Genomic DNA, 17,492 nt, shown 5'->3' on the forward strand with positions numbered 1-17,492 from the left:
TGTCGCAGGACGCGGCGCGCGGGCGTGTCAGGTCACGATTTGCCAACGGCGGCCGGGTTTACCCGCATACGGAATCCTTGGTGCCGACCGGGTTTCGGCACCAGGCAAGGGCGTCCACTAGCCTGCTTGCTGGAGAACGATTTCCAACGACTACCAGGGAAAGAATGGGAAGGGGCCGACGTGGAGGTCAAGATCGGTATCACGGACAGCCCGCGTGAGTTGGTCTTCAGCAGTGCGCAAACGCCCAGCGAAGTCGAAGCATTGGTCACCGCCGCACTGGGCAAGGATTCCGACGTGCTGGGCCTGACGGACGACAAGGGTCGCCGGTTCCTGGTCCACGCCGCCAAGATCGCCTATGTCGAAATCGGCGTCGCGGACGCGCGCCGGGTCGGTTTCGGACTAGGTAGCAGCGCGGCTAGGAACGGGTGAGCGGCACGTGTGACAGCCCGCCCCAGGCGAACTGCACGGTGCCGTCTACGGCATCTTCCTTGGTAATCGGCCGATCGGTGTCCAACCAATACCGGGCGCAGTCGACGCTAAGTGCGACCAGGGCCACGGCGATCATCCGGGCGCGATGCGGATCCAACCCGGAGTCAGCGCTGATCAGATCGAAGACCGCGTCGATGCACGATTCGGTGGCCACCCGCACCTGCGCGGCGACCTGGGGCTCGGTGACATAGTCGTTCTCGAAGATCAACCGGTAGCCCTGGCCGTCGTGCTCGATGAAATCGAAGAACGCCTGGACCGCCGAGCGCAACCGCTGCCGGTTGTCGGTGGTAGTGCGCAGCGCCTGCCGCACGCCGGACACCAGATTCTCGACGTGTCGCTGCAGGACCGCCAGGTACAACTCCAGCTTGCTGGAAAAGTGCTGGTAAAGAACGGGCTTGCTGACTCCGGCCCGTTCGGCGATCTCGTCCATGCCGGCGGCGTGGTAGCCGCGGTCCACGAAAATCTCGCTTGCTGCGATGAGGAGTTGGCCGCGACGCTCGTCCCGAGGCAGCCGGTTACCGCGCCGAGCGGGTGTGCGATTGCTACCGCGTAGCTTGACCGCACCCCTGTCGGCGGCGTTGGCGAGATCGCTCATCAAGTCCTCAATCTGATTGTTGTACCGCCGGTGCAGCGTTGCGGGGCCTGATCGCAACGACACTACTACCGTCTCGCTTTTGGGATCGCCATCCACGCCCCAAATGTCGGCAGAACCACGTTGCGCCGTTACCTGCGGGCGCGCCGAGAGTCGCAGCTAGTGACGGTTGTGCCATCCTTGGCAAGTGACCTACGACCCGGATCGGCGCGGGGGCAACCGGGCACCGGTGCTCCGCGACGACTGGCGGGAACCGCTGCGCGCGCAGCGCGATCCTCTCGCATGGGGCTCGGGGCGGGTCCGGTCCAATCGGGATAGCAGCCGCTGGCGCAAACAGAGCTGGCTAGGGCGCTTTGTGTCCACCTACGGCTGGCGCGCCTACGCGCTGCCGGCACTGATTGCGGTCACAGCGGTGGTGGTCTACCAGACCGTGACAGGGACCAGCATGCCCGCACCGGCCTCGGGAGAGCCCGTCCAGGGCCCGCCGAAAATCGGCGCGGTGGGCACGTCGATCATCGACGCACCGCCCCGGGGTCTGACTCAGTTCGACGCCAACCTGCCCACCGGGATGCTGCCCAACGGTGGTCCATTCACCGAAGCCGGTGACAAAACCTGGCACATCGTCCCGGGTGGCACGCCTCAGATCGGCCAGGGCACCGTCAAAGTCTTCAAGTACACCGTCGAAGTCGAAAACGGCATCGATCCCACCGCGTTCGGCGGTGACGACGCGATCGCCGGGATGGTCGACCAGACGCTGGCCAACCCCAAGAGCTGGACACACAACCCGCAGTTCGCTTTTGTCAGGATCGACGGGGCCGACAAGAGCAAACCCGATATCCGAGTCTCGCTGAGCTCCCCGATGACGGTGCGAGACGGCTGCGGCTACGAATTCCCGCTGGAGACGTCCTGCTACAACCCGTCCTACGGCCCCGAGGCGCAACCCCGGGTCTTCATCAACGAGGCACGCTGGGTGCGCGGTGCGGCGTCTTTTCAGGGCGATGTCGGTTCGTACCGTCAATACTTGATCAACCACGAGGTCGGCCACGCCATCGGGTATCTGCGCCACGAGCCTTGCGATAAGCAGGGCGGTTTGGCGCCGATCATGATGCAGCAGACCTTTTCGACCTCCAATGACGACGCCGCGAAGTTCGACCCGGAATGGGTCAAACCCGACGGCAAGACCTGCGAATTCAATCCCTGGCCGTACCCGATCGCCTAGCTGGGTACCCGGGCCCGGGAAGCTCCGGCAGCTGTTTGCCGTTGTTGCCCACAGCTGCTGTGATGGGTGTGGCTGACGCCCGCGCAATGTCAACTTCAGTGACGAATCGAGGCGATATCGGTGTCGACGTCGTTGCCACCGCTTGTTGAGCCGGCTGCCGAGCTGACGCGGGATGAGGTCGCGCGCTATAGCCGGCATCTGATCATTCCCGACCTGGGTGTCGACGGCCAGAAGCGGCTCAAAAACGCGCGAGTGCTGGTGATAGGCGCCGGGGGGCTCGGCGCACCGACGCTGCTTTACCTGGCCGCGGCGGGGGTGGGGACGATCGGCATCGTCGACTTCGACGTCGTCGACGAGTCCAACCTGCAACGCCAGATCATCCACGGGGTGTCCGACATCGGCCGATCCAAAGCGCAATCGGCGCGCGACTCGATCGCCGAGGTCAACCCGCTGGTAAACGTGCGCCTGCACGAGGTGCGGCTGGAACCGGACAACGCCGTCGACCTGTTCAAGCAATACGACCTGATCCTCGACGGCACCGACAACTTCGCCACCCGGTATCTGGTCAACGACGCCGCTGTGCTGGCGCGCAAGCCCTACGTCTGGGGGTCGATCTACCGGTTCGAAGGCCAGGTCTCGGTGTTCTGGGAGGACGCCCCCGACGGTCGCGGCCTCAATTACCGCGACCTGTACCCGGAGGCGCCCCCGCCGGGCATGGTGCCGTCCTGCGCCGAAGGCGGGGTGCTGGGCGTTCTGTGTGCGTCGATTGCGTCCGTGATGGGCACCGAGGCGATCAAGCTGGTCACCGGCATCGGCGAGCCGCTGCTCGGCCGGCTGATGGTCTACGACGCGCTGGAGATGAGTTATCGCACCATCACGATCCGCAAGGACCCGTCCACGCGCAAGATCACCGAACTGATCGACTACGAGGAATTCTGCGGGGTGGTGTCCGAGGATGCCGCCGAGGCGGCCGCCGGCTCCGCGATCACCCCGCGCGAGCTGCGGGAGTTGTTGGACTCCGGCAAAAAGGTGGCGCTGATCGACGTGCGCGAGCCGGTGGAGTGGGACATCAACCATATCGACGGCGCGCAGCTGATTCCGAAGTCGTCGATCAACTCCGGTGAAGGCTTGGCCAAGCTACCGCAGGACCGGATACCGGTGCTCTATTGCAAGACGGGTGTGCGCTCAGCAGAGGCCTTGGCCGCGGTGAAGAAAGCCGGGTTTGCCGACGCGGTGCACCTGCAGGGCGGGATCGTGGCATGGGCCAAACAGATGCAGCCCGACATGGTGATGTACTGACTCGGTGATGACGCTGGCTGTCCCCGGGCGGCGCGGGGCAGGTCCCGTCGGAGCGGGCGACCGAATTTGGGCGTATCCGGCTCATCGTGTCTAGTCCCGACAGTTCGCTGGCCCCGATTAGGCTGATCGCGTGACTGTCGAGCCGCCGCCCGAGCACGTGCTGGCGGCGTTCGGTCTAAGTGGTGTACGGCCCATCCCGTTGGGAGCCAGCTGGGAAGGCGGCTGGCGGTGCGGCGAAGTGGTGCTGTCGATGGTCGCCGACAACGCCCGCGCTTCCTGGTCCGCGCGGGTGCGCGAGACGCTGTTCGTCGACGGCGTGCGGTTGGCCCGGCCGGTCCGGTCGACCGATGGGCGTTACGTGGTTTCCGGCTGGCGAGCAGACACCTTTGTGGCCGGTCACCCCGAGCCGCGGCACGACGAGGTGGTGTCGGCGGCGGTGCGGCTGCACGAGGCCACCGGCACACTGGAGCGGCCCCGGTTCCTTACCCAGGGGCCCACCGCACCCTGGGCCGACGTCGACGTCTTTATCGCCGCTGACCGCGCCGCGTGGGAGGAACGGCCGCTGCAGTCGGTGCCCGCGGCGGCACGGGCGGCATCGCCCACTGCGGACGGACAGCGGTCGGTCGACCTGATCAACCAGCTTGCCGGACTGCGGCGGCCAACCAAGAGCCCTAATCAGCTGGTGGACGGGGATCTCTACGGAACCGTGCTGTTCGCGGGTGCCGCCGCCCCCGGGATAACCGACATCACGCCGTACTGGCGGCCGGCGTCGTGGGCGGCGGGAGTGGTCGTCGTCGACGCGTTGTCCTGGGGCGAGGCCGACGAAGGGCTCATCGAACGTTGGAACGCCCTACCGGAATGGCCGCAGATGTTGTTGCGCGCGTTGATGTTCCGGCTCGCTGTTCATGCGCTGCACCCGCGTTCGACAGCGGCCGCCTTCCCCGGTCTGGCCCGCACGGCTGCCCTGGTGCGTCTGATCCTCTAGGCCCTAAAACTCGTGACGGATCTCGCCCAGTGGGACCCTGCCGTCGACGGCGAGAACCCCTTCTGCCCGAAGCAGTTCCAACTGCCGGGTTGTCAAATGCCTTGCGGGACGCCCAGATGCCGTGATCACCCGGTGCCAGGGCAGGTCCGAGGAGTCCGTGCGCATGATCCAGCCGACAATACGCGGGCTGGAAAGCCTTGCCGCAGCAGCGATATCACCGTACGTAGCGACTCTTCCGGCCGGTATCGAGTCAACCAGCGCGCGCACCCGCTCGACCTGCTCGTCGGTCACTGGCGCCACGATCAGGACATCCGCTCTCGGATCAGCGCGGCGACCTCGGCCGGCTTGATCTCCGCGACCATGTGGTCGCATTCGAAAGTGAGCAGCCGAAAATCGGCGCCCAGTCGCTCGTGCAGGCCGGCGATGAGCTGGTCGGTGACATACGGCGGCGATGTCCACGCTGCCCGCACCAACGTCGTCGCGATCCCGTTGGGCGGCAATACGATTTCGCGGGCCAACTGACTCCAATAAGACATCATCGCGGGCAGGCTGACCCGCCAACCATATCGCCCGCCCGGCAGCGCGACGAGGTGGTCGTCGATTTCGGCGTCGAGCACGGCCGGATCCACCTCCGCCCAGGAACCGGTGGCCTTCTCAGCGCGGGCTTCCGCGGCGTCGGGGTAGTCGGGGGAGGCCAGCATGGCGTCCGCGATCGCACGCATCCACCCGCCGTCCAGACCGATCGCCGGGTCAAGCAGCACCAGTGCTGCCACCCGGTCGGGATGTGCGGCGGCCAGGTGCAGCGCGACCGCGGTGCCGAAGGAATGCGCAACCACCACGACCGGGCCTTCGGCCTCTTGCTCAAGCAGCGCGGCCATCGCGGCGACATTGGCCTCGATGGTCCACGGTGCCGCCCACGACGACCTGCCGTGCCCAATCAGATCGGGTGCGGCAACGGTGATCTCGGCCAGGTGCTGAGTCGCCAGCGGTTGCCAGCGTTTTCCGTGTCCGGTCAGCCCGTGGATCGCCAGTAGTCGCACGGGCCCCGAGGGGCCGTAGCGGTGCACGTGCAGCCGGGTCACGCGTTGATGGTGCCAGTTGGGCGGCCCCGCATCGCCGGCCGGGCGGACTTGTCGGACCCCCGTGGTGTCATGCCGCTATGTCTTTCCGCTGGGTTCCCGAGGCGCGCGCCGTGCTGGATCCCGGTCTGCGCGGCGTGGTGCGAGTGCTGGGCGGACCGGGAACCGGTAAGAGCAGCTTGTTGATCGACGCCGCGGCCGCGCGCATCGCCGCCGGGGCCGATCCGGAATCGGTGCTGCTGCTGACGGGTTCGGGCCGGATCGGGTCGCGGGCTCGCAGTGCGTTGACGACGACGTTGCTGCGCTCGCAGCAGGCCGGTTCTTGCGCCCGCCGACGATGCGGGACCTCTGGTCCCGAGGTGGGGGCACCTCCCGCTTGCGGGGGAAAGGCGGGCCATGGGCTCCCGGCGGTGATCCGAGAACCACTGGTGCGCAGCGTGCACAGCTACGCGTTCGCCGTTTTGCGGCTGGCGGCGCAGCGCGCCGGCGGCCCGCCGCCTCGGTTGGTCACCTCTGCGGAACAAGACGCGATCATCGCCGAGCTGCTCGCCGGCGAGATCGAGGACGGCCCCGATGCGACCACGGCGTGGCCGGCTGAGCTGTGGGCCGCGCTGGGCACCGCGGGGTTTGCCGCCGAACTGCGTGAGCTGCTCACCCGCTGCGCCGAACGCGGGGTGGACCCTCAGCGGCTACAGCGGTTGGGCCGGCTGTCCGGTCGTCCGGAATGGGCGGCCGCAGGCCAGTTCGCACGCAAATATGAGCAAGTGATGCTGCTGCGCGCCGCTGTGGGAACGGCTGCCCCGCAGGCGACCACGCCGGCGGTCGGGGCGGCCGAGCTGGTCGGGGCGGCTCTCGAGGCGTTCGCGGTTGACCCGGATCTGCTGGCCGCTGAACGCGCCCGGATCGGCATGCTGCTGGTCGACGACGCCCAGCAACTCGACCCGCAGGCCGCTCTGCTGGTGCGGGTACTGGCTGCCGGCGCTGACGTGACGCTGCTCGCCGGTGACCCTGCTCAGGCGGTGTTCGGCTTCCGCGGCGCCGAGCCGGCGGCGCTGCTGGGCGACGGGACGCCGTCGGTGACGCTGACCACCTCGCACCGCTGCGCTCCCGCGGTGGCGCGGGCAGTCTCGGGCGTCGCCGGCCGACGTACCGACGGCTGCGAAATCGAAGGCACCGGCGAGGATTCGGGGTCGGTAGACGTGCGGCTGGCCGCCTCCGCGGGCGTGGAGGCGGCGCTGATCGCCGATTCGTTGCGACGCGCGCACCTCGTGGACGGGGTGCCGTGGTCGCAGATGGCGGTTATCGTCCGGTCGGTGCCGCGTGCCGCTGCGGGTTTGTCGCATGCGTTGGCGCGAGCCGGCGTTCCGGTTGCCCCGCCCGCGGTCTCGGGGTCGCTCGCCGAGCAGCCCGCGGCGAAAGCGCTGCTGACGGTGTTGGCCGCCACCGCCGACGGACTGGACGGCGGGCATGCGCTGACGTTGCTGACCGGGCCGATCGGGCGAGTCGATCCGATTTCGCTTCGCCAGCTGCGGCGGGCGCTACGCCGGGCCGACATCGACGGGGCGTCAAGGGAATTCGGCGACCTGCTGGTGCAGGCTTTGGACGGCACCGGACCCTCCCGACTGACCCCTCTACAGGCCCGGCCGCTGCGACGGGTACGCGCGGTGCTGGACGCAGCTGCCCGTTGTCACCGAGGCGGCGAGCACCCGCGCGACACCTTGTGGGCGGCATGGCGCCGTTCAGGTCTGCAGCGCCGCTGGTTGGCAGCGTGTGAGCGCGGTGGACAGTCCGGCGTTCAGGCCGGCCGCGACCTCGACGCGGTGACGGCACTGTTCGATGCCACCGACCAATTCCTGTCGCGCACGGCCGGCGCGTCGTTGCCCGGGCTGATCGACCACCTGTCCAGACTGCAAATGCCCGCCGTCGGGCCTGAGGCTACGGCCGCGGCCGAGCAGGTCACCGTGCTCAGCGCGCACGCGGCGCTGGGCCACGAGTGGGACCTGGTGGTGATCGCCGGCCTGCAGGAAGGGCTGTGGCCCAACACCATTCCGCGCGGTGGCGTGCTCGGCACGCAGCGGCTGCTGGACGTCCTCGATGGGGTCACCGAGAACGCGTCGATGCGGGCACCGCTGCTGGCCGAGGAGCGGCGGCTGTTGGTCGCCGCAATGGGCCGGGCGCGCACGAGATTGCTGGTGACGGCGGTAGACGGGGAGGCGAGTGACGGCCGCGAGGCGGCCTTGCCGTCGCCGTTCTTCTCCGAGATCGCGCAATGGGCCACCGGCAGCGCCGATGCCGCACTGCAACCGGTGACGGCGCCGCGGGTGCTGTCGGCGGCCGCGGTGGTTGGCCGGCTGCGAGGGGTGGTGTGCGCGCCGCAGGGCGCGGTGAGCGACGCGGTGCGTGATTGCGCGGCAACGCAATTGGCGCGACTCGCGGCATCAGGCGTGCCGGGCGCCGACCCGGCCGGGTGGTACGGCATGACGCCAGTCAGCACCACCGAACCGTTGTGGAGCGGGGATGATCACGTGGTCACCCTGACTCCGTCGAGCCTGCAGACGCTGACCGACTGTCCGCTGCGCTGGTTGGCCGAACGCCACGGCGGAACCGATACCCGCGATCTGCGCTCCGCGATCGGGTCGGTGGTGCATGCGTTAATCGCCGAACCGGTAGGCAGCGAGTCGCAGCTGCTGGCCACCCTGGAGCGGGCGTGGCAGCATCTGCCCTTCGAATCCCGTTGGTATTCAGCCAACGAGCTGGCCCGGCATCGCGCGATGATCCACGCGTTCTTCGAGTGGCGGGCCCAGACCCGTGGCGAGCTGACTGAGGTCGGCGTCGAGGTCGACGTCGACGGGGTGTTCGATGGCCGTGCCGGCACAAGCGTGCGGTTGCGTGGCCGGGTCGATCGGATCGAGCGCGACGCAGCGGGCCGGCTGGTCATCGTCGACGTCAAGACCGGCAAGACGCCGGTCAGCAAGGACGACGCGCAACGACATGCCCAGCTGGCCGCCTACCAGCTGGCCGTGGCCGAGGGTCTGGTACCACATGGCGACGAGCCGGGCGGCGCGCGGCTGGTCTACCTGGGCAGGACCGGGCCCGGAGGCGCGATCGAACGCGAGCAGGACCCGTTGACACCCGAGGCGCGCGCCGAGTGGCGCAACCTGGTCCGGGAGGCGGCCGAGGCGACGGCCGGGCCGCAGTTCATCGCCCGGATCAACGAGGGCTGCACGCACTGCCCGCTGCGGCCGAGCTGCCCGGCCCATGCCTGCGCCGACGGGGAGGGTCTGCTGTGACGGCGATAGCGTCCAGCTCAGCGCGCTACAGCCCGGCCGAATTAGCTTGTGCCTTAGGACTTTTCGAGCCGACCGCGGAGCAGGCAGCGGTCATCGCCGCGCCGCCGGGGCCGCTGGTGGTCATCGCAGGGGCCGGCGCCGGGAAAACCGAGACGATGGCAGCGCGGGTGGTGTGGCTGGTCGCCAACGGCTACGCCGAACCAGGTCAGGTCTTGGGGCTGACGTTCACCCGCAAGGCCGCCGGCCAACTGCTGCGGCGGGTCCGCTCCCGCCTGGCCCGGCTGGGCGGCATCGGATTGACACTCGGCAGGCACCCGGGACCGTCGCCCGGCGAGCCCGCTGGGACGCCGATGGTCAGCACCTATCACGCCTTCGCAGGCCAGTTGCTGCGTGAATACGGTCTGCTGTCACCCGACACCGGGGAGCACGCGCAGCCCATTGAACCGGATACCCGGTTGCTCAGTGAAACAGAGCTGTGGCAGCTGGCATTCGACGTCGTCAACGGATATCGCGGGGAGCTGCACACCGACAAAACCCCGGCCGCGGTGACCTCGATGGTCTTGCGGCTGTCGGGTCAACTCGCCGAGCATCTGGTCGACACCGGTCAGCTGCGCGACACGCACGTCGAGCTCGAACGGCTGGTGCACACCCTGCCCGCGGGCCGCTACCAACGTGACCGCGGCCCCAGCCAGTGGCTGCTGCGGATGCTGGCCACCCAGGCAGAACGCGCCGAGCTGGTGCCGCTGATCGACGCCTTGCACCGGCGGATGCGCGCCGAGAAGGTGATGGACTTCGGCATCCAAATGGCCTACGCCGCGCGGCTGGCGACGGCGGTCCCACAAATCGGTGAGCAACTGCGCGGCCGCTACCGGGTGGTGCTGCTCGACGAATACCAAGACACCGGATACGCTCAGCGCATCCTGCTGTCGTCGCTGTTCGGTGGCGGAGTCGACGACGAGCTGGCGTTGACCGCCGTCGGCGACCCGATCCAGTCCATCTATGGCTGGCGTGGGGCCTCGGCGACCAACCTGCCGCGGTTCACCACCGACTTCCCGCGACCCGACGGCACCCCGGCGCCGGTCCTGGAATTGCGAACTAGCTGGCGCAACCCGCCGCGGGCGCTGCGCGTGGCCAACGCCGTCTCGGCCGACGCCCGGCGACGATCGGTCGCGGTGCGTGCGCTTCGCTCCCGCCCTGACGCCGCGCCCGGCACCGTCCGCTGCGCGTTGCTGCCCGACGTGCAGGCCGAACGGGAGTGGGTCGCCGATCATCTGCACCGGCGCTATCAGCAGGCCGCTGGGGACGGGGTCGTGCCGCCGACGGCCGCGGTTCTGGTGCGGCGCAACGCCGAAGCCGCACCGATGGCTGCTGCGCTGCGCGCCCGCGGCATCCCGGTGGAGGTGGTCGGACTGGCCGGTCTGCTGTCGGTGCCCGAGGTCGCCGACCTCGTCGCGATGCTGCGGCTGGTTGCCGATCCGACCGCCGGAGCGGCCGCAATGCGGGTGCTCACCGGTCCGCGCTGGCGGCTGGCAGCCTGCGACATCGCGGCGCTGTGGCGCCGCGCGGTGGCCCTCGACGGCGCGCCGGCGACACGCACCGGTGAAACCGCCGAGCGGATCGCCGAGGCGGCCGGCCCGGAGGCCGACACCGCGGGCCTGGCCGACGCGATCGCTGACCCCGGTCCGGCGAGCGACTATTCCGCGGCAGGGTATCGGCGCATCGTCGCGCTCGCAGACGAATTGAACGTGCTGCGAGGCCATCTCGGCCATCCGCTGGCTGACCTGGTCGCCGAGGTGCGCCGGCTGCTGGGCGTCGACTGTGAGGTTCGAGCCGCGCTGCCCGCCGCGTCGGGTTGGGCGGGCACCGAGCAGCTCGACACCTTCGCCGACGTGGTCAGCGGCTACGCCGACCGGGCCGCCACCGCCACGACCGCCGCGCCGGCATCGGTCGGCGGTCTGCTGGCCTACCTGGATGCGGCCACAGTCGTCGAGAACGGCCTGGCGCCGGCGCAGTCCACCGTCGCCCAGAATCGGGTGCAGGTGCTGACCGTGCACGCCGCCAAGGGTCTGGAATGGCAGGTGGTCGCCGTACCGCACCTGACGGCCGGAGTGTTCCCGTCGACCGCACAGGCTCGCACCTGGCTCACCGACGCCGCCGACCTTCCGCCGCTGCTGCGCGGCGACCGTGCGTCGGCAGGTGTACACGGCGTCCCGGTTCTGGACACCTCGGATGTGGCCGATCGAAAGCAGCTGTCGGACAAGATTTCCGCGCATCGGCACCAACTGGAGCAACGGCGGCTCGACGAGGAGCGCAGGCTGCTATACGTGGCCATCACCCGCGCCGAGGACACTCTGCTGCTGTCCGGCCACCATTGGGGCGCGACCGGTATCAAGCCACGCGGCCCGTCGGATTTCCTGGTCGAGCTCAAAGACATCATCGACCTGTCGGTGGCTGCCGGCGAGGCATGCGGTGTGGTCGAGCAGTGGGCACCAGCGCCGGCCGATGGCGACCCTAACCCGTTGCGTGACAGCGTTCACGAGGCGGCGTGGCCCGTCGACCCGGCGGGCGGGCGCCGCGCCGACGTGCAGCACGGGGCGGCGCTGGTAGCCGCGGCGATGTCGCTGGACGCGCCGCCCCCGACGCCCGAGGCCGACACCGAAGGTTGGGCCGCCGACGTCGATGCGCTGCTCAACGAGCGTGCTCGCACCGCGCGCCCGCCCGCGCAAACGCTGCCCACACAACTTTCGGTCAGCAGCCTGGTGGACTTGGCCCGCGACCCGGAGCACGCCGTGCAGCGGCTGATGCGCCGGCTGCCGACGCGTCCGGACCCGCATGCGTTGCTGGGCAATACATTTCACGAGTGGGTCCAGCGATTCTACGGCGCCGAGCGGCTGTTCGACCTCGGCGACCTGCCGGGTGCAGCGGACACCGACACCGCGCAGCGCGACGCTGAGGAGCTGGCCAGGTTGCAGACGATCTTCCTCGCGTCACCGTGGGCGGCCCGCACGCCAGTGGACGTCGAGGTGCCGTTTGAGATGGCCATCGGCGCCACCGTGGTACGGGGCCGCATCGACGCGGTGTTCGCCGACGCGGACGGTGGCGCCACCGTGGTCGACTGGAAAACCGGCGAGCCGCCACGTGGGCCGGAGGCCACCCGACAGGCCGCCATTCAGCTCGGTGTCTACCGGCTGGCCTGGGCTGCGCTGCGCGGGTGTCCGGAATCGTTGGTGCGCACCGCTTTTCATTATGTTCGCACCGGAGTCACCGTCGTCCCCGATGCGCTGCCAGATGCCGACGAGCTAGCCGAGCTGCTGGCCGGGCCGGGGCGGGCTAAGTCTGATTGCGCGGCTCTCCCCCGCAAGCGGGTGGGGGTACCCCCAGCCGCACAGCGGCGAGGGGGCGTGCCCCCACCTCGCGCCGCTTCGCGGCGCGCATCGTCGCCGCGCTAGGCGTTGCGCCGGATCTTGAGCGCCTCGGTGATCATCGGAATCTGCAGCGGCAGCCGGGCCAAAGCGACGATGCGCATCGGCCACGGCTTGTCCCACCAGAGTCGAACCATGTTGACGTTCGCCGGGAATACACCGAGGAACAGTGCGACAGCCGCGAGTGCAGCGTTCCGCCGAGTGCGTCGAGCCAACAGCAGTGCACCGATGGTGACCTCGGCGACACCGGACGCATAGGTGTAGAACCGCGGACTTCCGGGCAGTTCGGCGGGGATGATCCCGTCGAACTGCTTCGGTGCCAAAAAGTGGGTGGTTCCGACGCCGAGCAGCAGCGCCGCGATTCGGTATGCGGCTGTTTGGCTGGTGTCACGTTGAGCGATTGGTGTGATGGGGGTCATGGTTACATTGTGTCGTGCGCCGGGTCGAGCCGATGAACTGTGGTCAAAGCTAGCTGGCGGCGAAGGGGTCTCGACGAGACGCTGACCGCGCAGCCGACGTATGCGCTGGTCGGTGTGCTGCGAATTCCCGAGAGTCGTGACCCTACTCGTGCCATCTGGCGGCGCGTCACCATCGCAGTGCTCGCGATGTTGGTCGCGGCAGCCGTCGTCTACCTCGACCGCGGCGGATACACCGACGTCCGGGGCAAGCCACTGTCGGTGCTGGACTGTGTTTACTTCGCGGTCGTCTCACTGACGACTATCGGCTACGGCGATATCACGCCGGTTACCGAATCCGCGCGGCTGATCAACATTTTGCTGATCACCCCGCTGCGGGTGGCATTCCTGATCGTGTTGGTGGGCACCACGGTGCAGGTGCTCGCCGAACGGCAGCGGAAAACGATCAAAATCGAACGATGGAGGAAGAGAGTGCGCAACCACACCATCGTCGTCGGCTACGGCACCAAGGGCCGCACCGCGATCGGCGCGATGCTCAGCGACGATGTCAATCCGTCCGACATCGTCGTGGTCGACGTGGACCGAGTCGCGCTCGACCACGCCGACGGAGCCGGTCTGGTCACGGTGCACGGCGACGCCACCAGATCAGACGTGCTGCGGCTGGCTGGCGGCCCGCAGGCCGCATCGATCATTATCGCGACCGGCCGTGACGACACCGCGGTGCTGGCCACGCTGACGGCCCGGGAGATCGCGCCCAAGGCAAAGATCATCGCGTCTGTCCGGGAAGGCGAGAACAGGCACTCGCTGCAGCAATCGGGCGCAGACTCGGTCGTGATTTCCTCGGAGACGGCCGGCCGGCTGCTCGGCGCGGCCACCACAACGCCCAGCGTCGTGGCGATGATCGAAGACCTGCTGACGCCGGCCGAGGGATTCGCCATCGCCGAGCGCGATGTTGAGCAGACCGAGGTCGGCGGCTCACCGCGGCATCTGTCCGACATCGTGCTCGGTGTCGTTCGCGACGGCCACTTGCTGCGCGTCGACGCACCCGAGGTCGACGCCATCGAGGCCGGCGACCGGTTGCTCTATGTCCGAAGTGGAGTTAAGTGACATGGACTTCCAGTTACAAAGCGTGCCGTTGCTGTCTCGCATCGGCGCCGACCGCGCCGACCAGGTGCGAACCGATGTCGATGCGGCCACCGAGGGCTGGGCGGAAGCTGCCCTGCTGCGGCTGGATTCGCGCAATCAAGTGTTGGTCGCGGGTGGCCGGGTCCTGTTGGGCAGCGCCAAAACGCTGGCTGACAAGCCGCCGCCGGATGCGGTGTTCCTGGGCCGTATCGAGGACGGTCGACATGTGTGGGCGGTCCGGGGTGCGCTGGAAGCACCCGACGATCCCGACCTGCAAACCGAGGTGGCTGACCTACGCCGGGGCGGCCAGCTCTTCGACGAGGTCGGTGCGCAGTTGGTGTCGTCGGCTGCAGCATTGCTGAACTGGCATGCCAGCGCACGGTTCAGCTCGGTGGACGGCTCGCCCACCAAGCCGATCAGAGCCGGCTGGGCCCGGGTCAACCCGGTCACCGGTCACGAGGAATTTCCACGCATCGACCCCGCCGTGATCTGTCTGGTGCATGACGGCGGCGACCGCGCGGTACTGGCTCGCCAGACGGTGTGGCCGGAGCGGATGTTCTCGCTGCTGGCCGGATTCGTCGAAGCCGGCGAGTCGTTCGAAACCTGTGTGGCGCGGGAGATCCGCGAGGAAATTGGGCTGACCGTCCGCGATGTGCGCTATCTCGGCAGTCAGCCATGGCCTTTCCCGCGTTCCCTGATGATCGGCTTCCATGCGATCGGCGATCCCGATCAGGAATTCTCCTTCAACGACGGCGAGATCGCCGAGGCCGCGTGGTTCAGCCGCGACGAGGTGCGCGCCGCGCTGGCCCTCGGTGACTGGAGCAGCGCCGCGGATGCCAAGCTGCTGCTGCCCGGCTCGATATCGATCGCGCGGGTGATCATCGAGTCCTGGGCTGCGCTGGACTGACGTTACCCGGCCAGCTCAGCAAGCTTCGCCTCGATCTCGTTCGCGGCCGGGTTGGTCAGCGTCGAGCCGTCAGCGAACTTCACCGTCGGAACCGTGTGGTTGCCGCCGTTGACCGAACCGACAAACTCTGCTGCCGCGGTGTCCTGTTCGATGTCGACCTCGTCGTAGGTGATGCCGGAGGCCTCCAACACGGTCTTGAGCCGCTGGCAGTAGCCGCACCAGGGCGTGGAGTACATGATCACCGAAGCATTGTTCATAGTCGCTCAAACATAACGCGCGTCCTCGTTATGCCGCGGCGTGGCGCTGCCCGGGGTTTGTCGGCGACCACTGCCAAGATGGACGCCATGGCGGTGATCACGGACCCATTGGTCGCCGACCTCGATGATGAGCAGCGCGAGGCCGTGCTGGCTCCGCGCGGACCGGTCTGCGTGCTGGCTGGAGCGGGAACCGGTAAGACCCGCACCATCACCCATCGCATCGCCCAGCTTGTCGCCACCGGACACGTGGCCGCGGGTCAGGTGTTGGCGGTGACGTTCACCCAGCGTGCGGCCGGCGAGATGCGGTCCCGGTTACGGGCGTTGGGGGCCGCCGCGCAAACCGGCTCCGGTGTCGGCGCGGTGCAGGCGTTGACATTTCACGCGGCCGCGCGCCGACAGCTTCGGTATTTCTGGCCACGCGTCGTCGGTGATACCGGCTGGCAGTTGCTGGAGAGCAAGTTCGCCGTCGTCGTGCGGGGCGCGAGCAGCGTCCGGTTGCAACTGAGCACCGATGACGTCCGCGACGTGGCCGGCGAGATCGAGTGGGCCAAGGCGTCGCTGATTTCGCCCGAGCAGTATCCGGACGCGGTGGCCGCCGCCGGCCGCGACATTCCGCTGGACGCCACGCAGGTCGCCACGGTGTATGCGGCCTACGAGTCCCTCAAATCCCGCGGCAATGACGGTGCGCTGCTCGACTTCGACGACCTGTTGCTGCACACCGCCGCCGCGATCGAGGACGACGCCGCGGTCGCCGAAGAGTTCCGCGACCGCTACCGCTGCTTTGTCGTCGACGAATACCAGGACGTGACGCCGCTGCAGCAGCGCGTGCTGTCGGCGTGGCTGGGGGACCGCGACGACCTGACCGTCGTCGGCGACGCCAACCAAACCATCTATTCGTTCACCGGGGCCTCACCGCGCTACCTGCTGGACTTCTCCCGGCGGTTCCCCGAGGCGACCGTGGTGCGCCTCGAACGGGACTACCGGTCCACACCGCAGGTGGTGTCGCTGGCCAACCGGGTGATCGCCGCCGCCCGCGGGCGGGTGGCCGGCAGCAAGCTGCACCTGGTCGGTCAACGTGACCCTGGACCGGTTCCGTCGTTTCGTGAACATCCCGACGAAGTTGCCGAAGCGGCGGCGGTGGCAGCGTCGATCTCCCGGCTCGTCGAATCGGGCACGCCGGCCGCCGAGATCGCGGTGCTGTACCGGATCAACGCGCAGTCCGAGGTCTACGAAGAGGCGTTGACAGAGGCTGGCATTCCGTACCAGGTCCGTGGTGGCGAAGGCTTTTTCAGTCGCCAGGAAATCCGCCAAGCTCTGCTGGTCTTCCAGCGGGCGGCCCACCGCGGCGCCGAGGGTGAGGGCACGCTGCCCGAGGTGGTGCGGGCACTGCTCGAACCGCTGGGTTTGACGGCCGAACCGCCGACGGGAACCCGGGCCCGGGAGCGCTGGGAGGCCCTTTCCGCGTTGGCCGAGCTGGTCGACGAAGAGGTGGCGCACCGCCCGGAGTTGGACCTGGCCGGTCTACTGGCCGAGCTGCGGACCCGCGCCGACTCGCGCCACCCCCCGGTGGTGCAGGGCGTCACGTTGGCCTCGCTGCACGCCGCCAAAGGGCTGGAGTGGGATGCGGTGTTCCTGGTCGGATTGACCGATGGCACGCTGCCGATCACGCATGCGTTGGCCCACGGCGCTGAGAGCGAAGCCGTCGAAGAGGAGCGCCGACTGCTCTACGTCGGAATCACCAGGGCCCGAATGCATTTAGCGCTCAGCTGGTCGTTGTCCCGAAATCCGGGCGGCCGGCAGAGCCGGAAGCCGTCCCGGTTTCTCAACGGCCTCGCCCCACAAACGCAACCTGACCCGACCCCGCGCCGGCCGCGTCGGAATCGCGCCGCCGCGTCGCGCTGCCGGATTTGCAACAACCAGCTGACCACACCGGCGGCGATCATGCTGCGCCGTTGCGAGACGTGCGCAGCCGATATCGACGACGAACTGTTGCTGCAGCTTAAAGAATGGCGGCTACAGACCGCCCGCGAGCTGAGCGTGCCCGCGTACGTCGTGTTCACCGACAACACGCTGATCGCGATCGCCGAGATGCTGCCCACCGACGACGCCGCGCTGGTCGCGATCCCCGGTATCGGCGCCCGCAAGCTGGAGCAGTTCGGCCCGGACGTGTTGGGGCTCGTCCGCAGTCGCAGCTAGGGGCGAAACCGCCTGGCGATCGCCAGCGCGGCGAAGCCGGGCGCAGCGCGTCGGCACTAAAACCCCGTGGCGATCGCCAGCGCGGCGAAGCCGGGCGCAGCGGGTCGCCACTAAAACCCCAGGTCAGAAAATCGCTTGCCGGGTCCAGCTGTTAGGATCTAGCCTCGAACCGCGAATTCTGCGCTTGGCGGCAGCTACGACACGAGAGGAGGGAGC

At 68.6% G+C, this 17,492-nt stretch carries 13 protein-coding genes and 1 pseudogene; 9 read left to right on the plus strand and 5 right to left on the minus strand.

Annotated elements, in window-relative coordinates; genetic code table 11:
• Positions 1-180 precede the first annotated feature (180 nt).
• On the plus strand, positions 181-429 hold the full coding sequence (locus tag ACLQI9_RS30035) for a DUF3107 domain-containing protein (protein WP_442375876.1): 249 nt from the start codon (positions 181-183) through the stop codon (positions 427-429).
• On the opposite strand, the gene ACLQI9_RS30040 is transcribed toward ACLQI9_RS30035, so the two are convergent.
• Positions 416-1,084 carry a TetR/AcrR family transcriptional regulator gene (locus tag ACLQI9_RS30040; RefSeq protein ID WP_442375877.1) on the minus strand — a complete coding sequence of 223 codons (669 nt, stop codon included), beginning with the start codon at positions 1,082-1,084 and terminating at the stop codon, positions 416-418. The two genes, ACLQI9_RS30035 and ACLQI9_RS30040, sit on opposite strands and share 14 nt — an antisense overlap.
• 184 nt (positions 1,085-1,268) lie before the next feature.
• Between ACLQI9_RS30040 and ACLQI9_RS30045 the strand changes: the two genes are divergently transcribed.
• The 3 genes from ACLQI9_RS30045 (at position 1,269) to ACLQI9_RS30055 (ending at position 4,584) form a co-directional block, all read left to right on the plus strand.
• A complete protein-coding gene (locus ACLQI9_RS30045; protein WP_442375878.1) occupies positions 1,269-2,300 on the plus strand; it encodes a DUF3152 domain-containing protein in 1,032 nt (343 codons plus the stop codon).
• A 120-nt stretch (positions 2,301-2,420) separates the two neighbouring features.
• Entirely contained in the window at positions 2,421-3,599 is a 1,179-nt protein-coding gene (gene moeZ / locus ACLQI9_RS30050; protein WP_442375879.1) for an adenylyltransferase/sulfurtransferase MoeZ, read from the plus strand.
• A gap of 130 nt (positions 3,600-3,729) precedes the next feature.
• Positions 3,730-4,584 (plus strand): TIGR02569 family protein, encoded by an 855-nt coding sequence (locus tag ACLQI9_RS30055; protein ID WP_442375880.1) that lies wholly within the window; start codon positions 3,730-3,732, stop codon positions 4,582-4,584.
• Positions 4,585-4,587: 3 nt separating this feature from the next.
• Here the strand turns inward: ACLQI9_RS30055 and ACLQI9_RS30060 are convergent, their stop codons facing one another.
• Both ACLQI9_RS30060 and ACLQI9_RS30065 read right to left on the minus strand, forming a co-directional pair.
• Positions 4,588-4,884, minus strand: coding sequence for an MGMT family protein (locus tag ACLQI9_RS30060; RefSeq protein WP_442375881.1), 297 nt, complete (start codon positions 4,882-4,884; stop codon positions 4,588-4,590).
• Positions 4,885-4,886: 2 nt separating this feature from the next.
• The gene (locus ACLQI9_RS30065) at positions 4,887-5,666 is read right to left on the minus strand and encodes an alpha/beta fold hydrolase (protein WP_442375882.1); all 780 of its coding nucleotides are present in this window, start codon (positions 5,664-5,666) and stop codon (positions 4,887-4,889) included.
• Between the two features lie 77 nt (positions 5,667-5,743).
• Between ACLQI9_RS30065 and ACLQI9_RS30070 the strand changes: the two genes are divergently transcribed.
• Positions 5,744-8,953 (plus strand): ATP-dependent helicase, encoded by a 3,210-nt coding sequence (locus tag ACLQI9_RS30070; protein ID WP_442375883.1) that lies wholly within the window; start codon positions 5,744-5,746, stop codon positions 8,951-8,953.
• Positions 8,954-8,958: 5 nt separating this feature from the next.
• Positions 8,959-12,294 (plus strand): annotated as a pseudogene (locus ACLQI9_RS30075) (ATP-dependent helicase); the annotation flags it as partial.
• 104 nt (positions 12,295-12,398) lie between these two features.
• Here the strand turns inward: ACLQI9_RS30075 and ACLQI9_RS30080 are convergent.
• On the minus strand, positions 12,399-12,794 hold the full coding sequence (locus ACLQI9_RS30080; RefSeq protein ID WP_442375884.1) for a DoxX family protein: 396 nt from the start codon (positions 12,792-12,794) through the stop codon (positions 12,399-12,401).
• A 39-nt stretch (positions 12,795-12,833) separates the two neighbouring features.
• On the opposite strand from ACLQI9_RS30080, the gene ACLQI9_RS30085 reads away from it, so the two are divergent.
• On the plus strand, positions 12,834-13,898 hold the full coding sequence (locus tag ACLQI9_RS30085; RefSeq protein WP_442375885.1) for a potassium channel family protein: 1,065 nt from the start codon (positions 12,834-12,836) through the stop codon (positions 13,896-13,898).
• Positions 13,876-14,823 (plus strand): NAD(+) diphosphatase, encoded by a 948-nt coding sequence (gene nudC / locus ACLQI9_RS30090; RefSeq protein WP_442375886.1) that lies wholly within the window; start codon positions 13,876-13,878, stop codon positions 14,821-14,823. The genes ACLQI9_RS30085 and nudC overlap by 23 nt, the downstream gene beginning before the upstream one ends.
• 2 nt (positions 14,824-14,825) lie before the next feature.
• Here nudC and mrx1 read toward each other — a convergent pair whose 3' ends face one another.
• Positions 14,826-15,080, minus strand: a complete 255-nt coding sequence (gene mrx1 / locus ACLQI9_RS30095) for a mycoredoxin Mrx1 (protein WP_442375887.1) — start codon at positions 15,078-15,080, stop codon at positions 14,826-14,828.
• A gap of 87 nt (positions 15,081-15,167) precedes the next feature.
• On the opposite strand from mrx1, the gene ACLQI9_RS30100 reads away from it, so the two are divergent.
• On the plus strand, positions 15,168-17,276 hold the full coding sequence (locus ACLQI9_RS30100) for an ATP-dependent DNA helicase UvrD2 (RefSeq protein ID WP_442375888.1): 2,109 nt from the start codon (positions 15,168-15,170) through the stop codon (positions 17,274-17,276).
• The last annotated feature ends 216 nt before the right edge of the window (positions 17,277-17,492 follow it).

The organism is Mycobacterium sp. (assembly GCF_052143115.1).
Lineage (GTDB): Bacteria > Actinomycetota > Actinomycetes > Mycobacteriales > Mycobacteriaceae > Mycobacterium.

What these genes read in the sequence shown, in the direction of transcription:
- ACLQI9_RS30080 (WP_442375884.1), bottom strand. Translation starts at nt 12,794, where the DNA reads ATGACCCCCATCACACCAATCGCTCAACGTGACACCAGCCAAACAGCC.
- ACLQI9_RS30070 (WP_442375883.1), top strand. Translation starts at nt 5,744, where the DNA reads ATGTCTTTCCGCTGGGTTCCCGAGGCGCGCGCCGTGCTGGATCCCGGT.
- nudC (WP_442375886.1), top strand. Translation starts at nt 13,876, where the DNA reads ATGTCCGAAGTGGAGTTAAGTGACATGGACTTCCAGTTACAAAGCGTG.
- mrx1 (WP_442375887.1), bottom strand. Translation starts at nt 15,080, where the DNA reads ATGAACAATGCTTCGGTGATCATGTACTCCACGCCCTGGTGCGGCTAC.
- ACLQI9_RS30040 (WP_442375877.1), bottom strand. Translation starts at nt 1,084, where the DNA reads ATGAGCGATCTCGCCAACGCCGCCGACAGGGGTGCGGTCAAGCTACGC.
- ACLQI9_RS30100 (WP_442375888.1), top strand. Translation starts at nt 15,168, where the DNA reads ATGGCGGTGATCACGGACCCATTGGTCGCCGACCTCGATGATGAGCAG.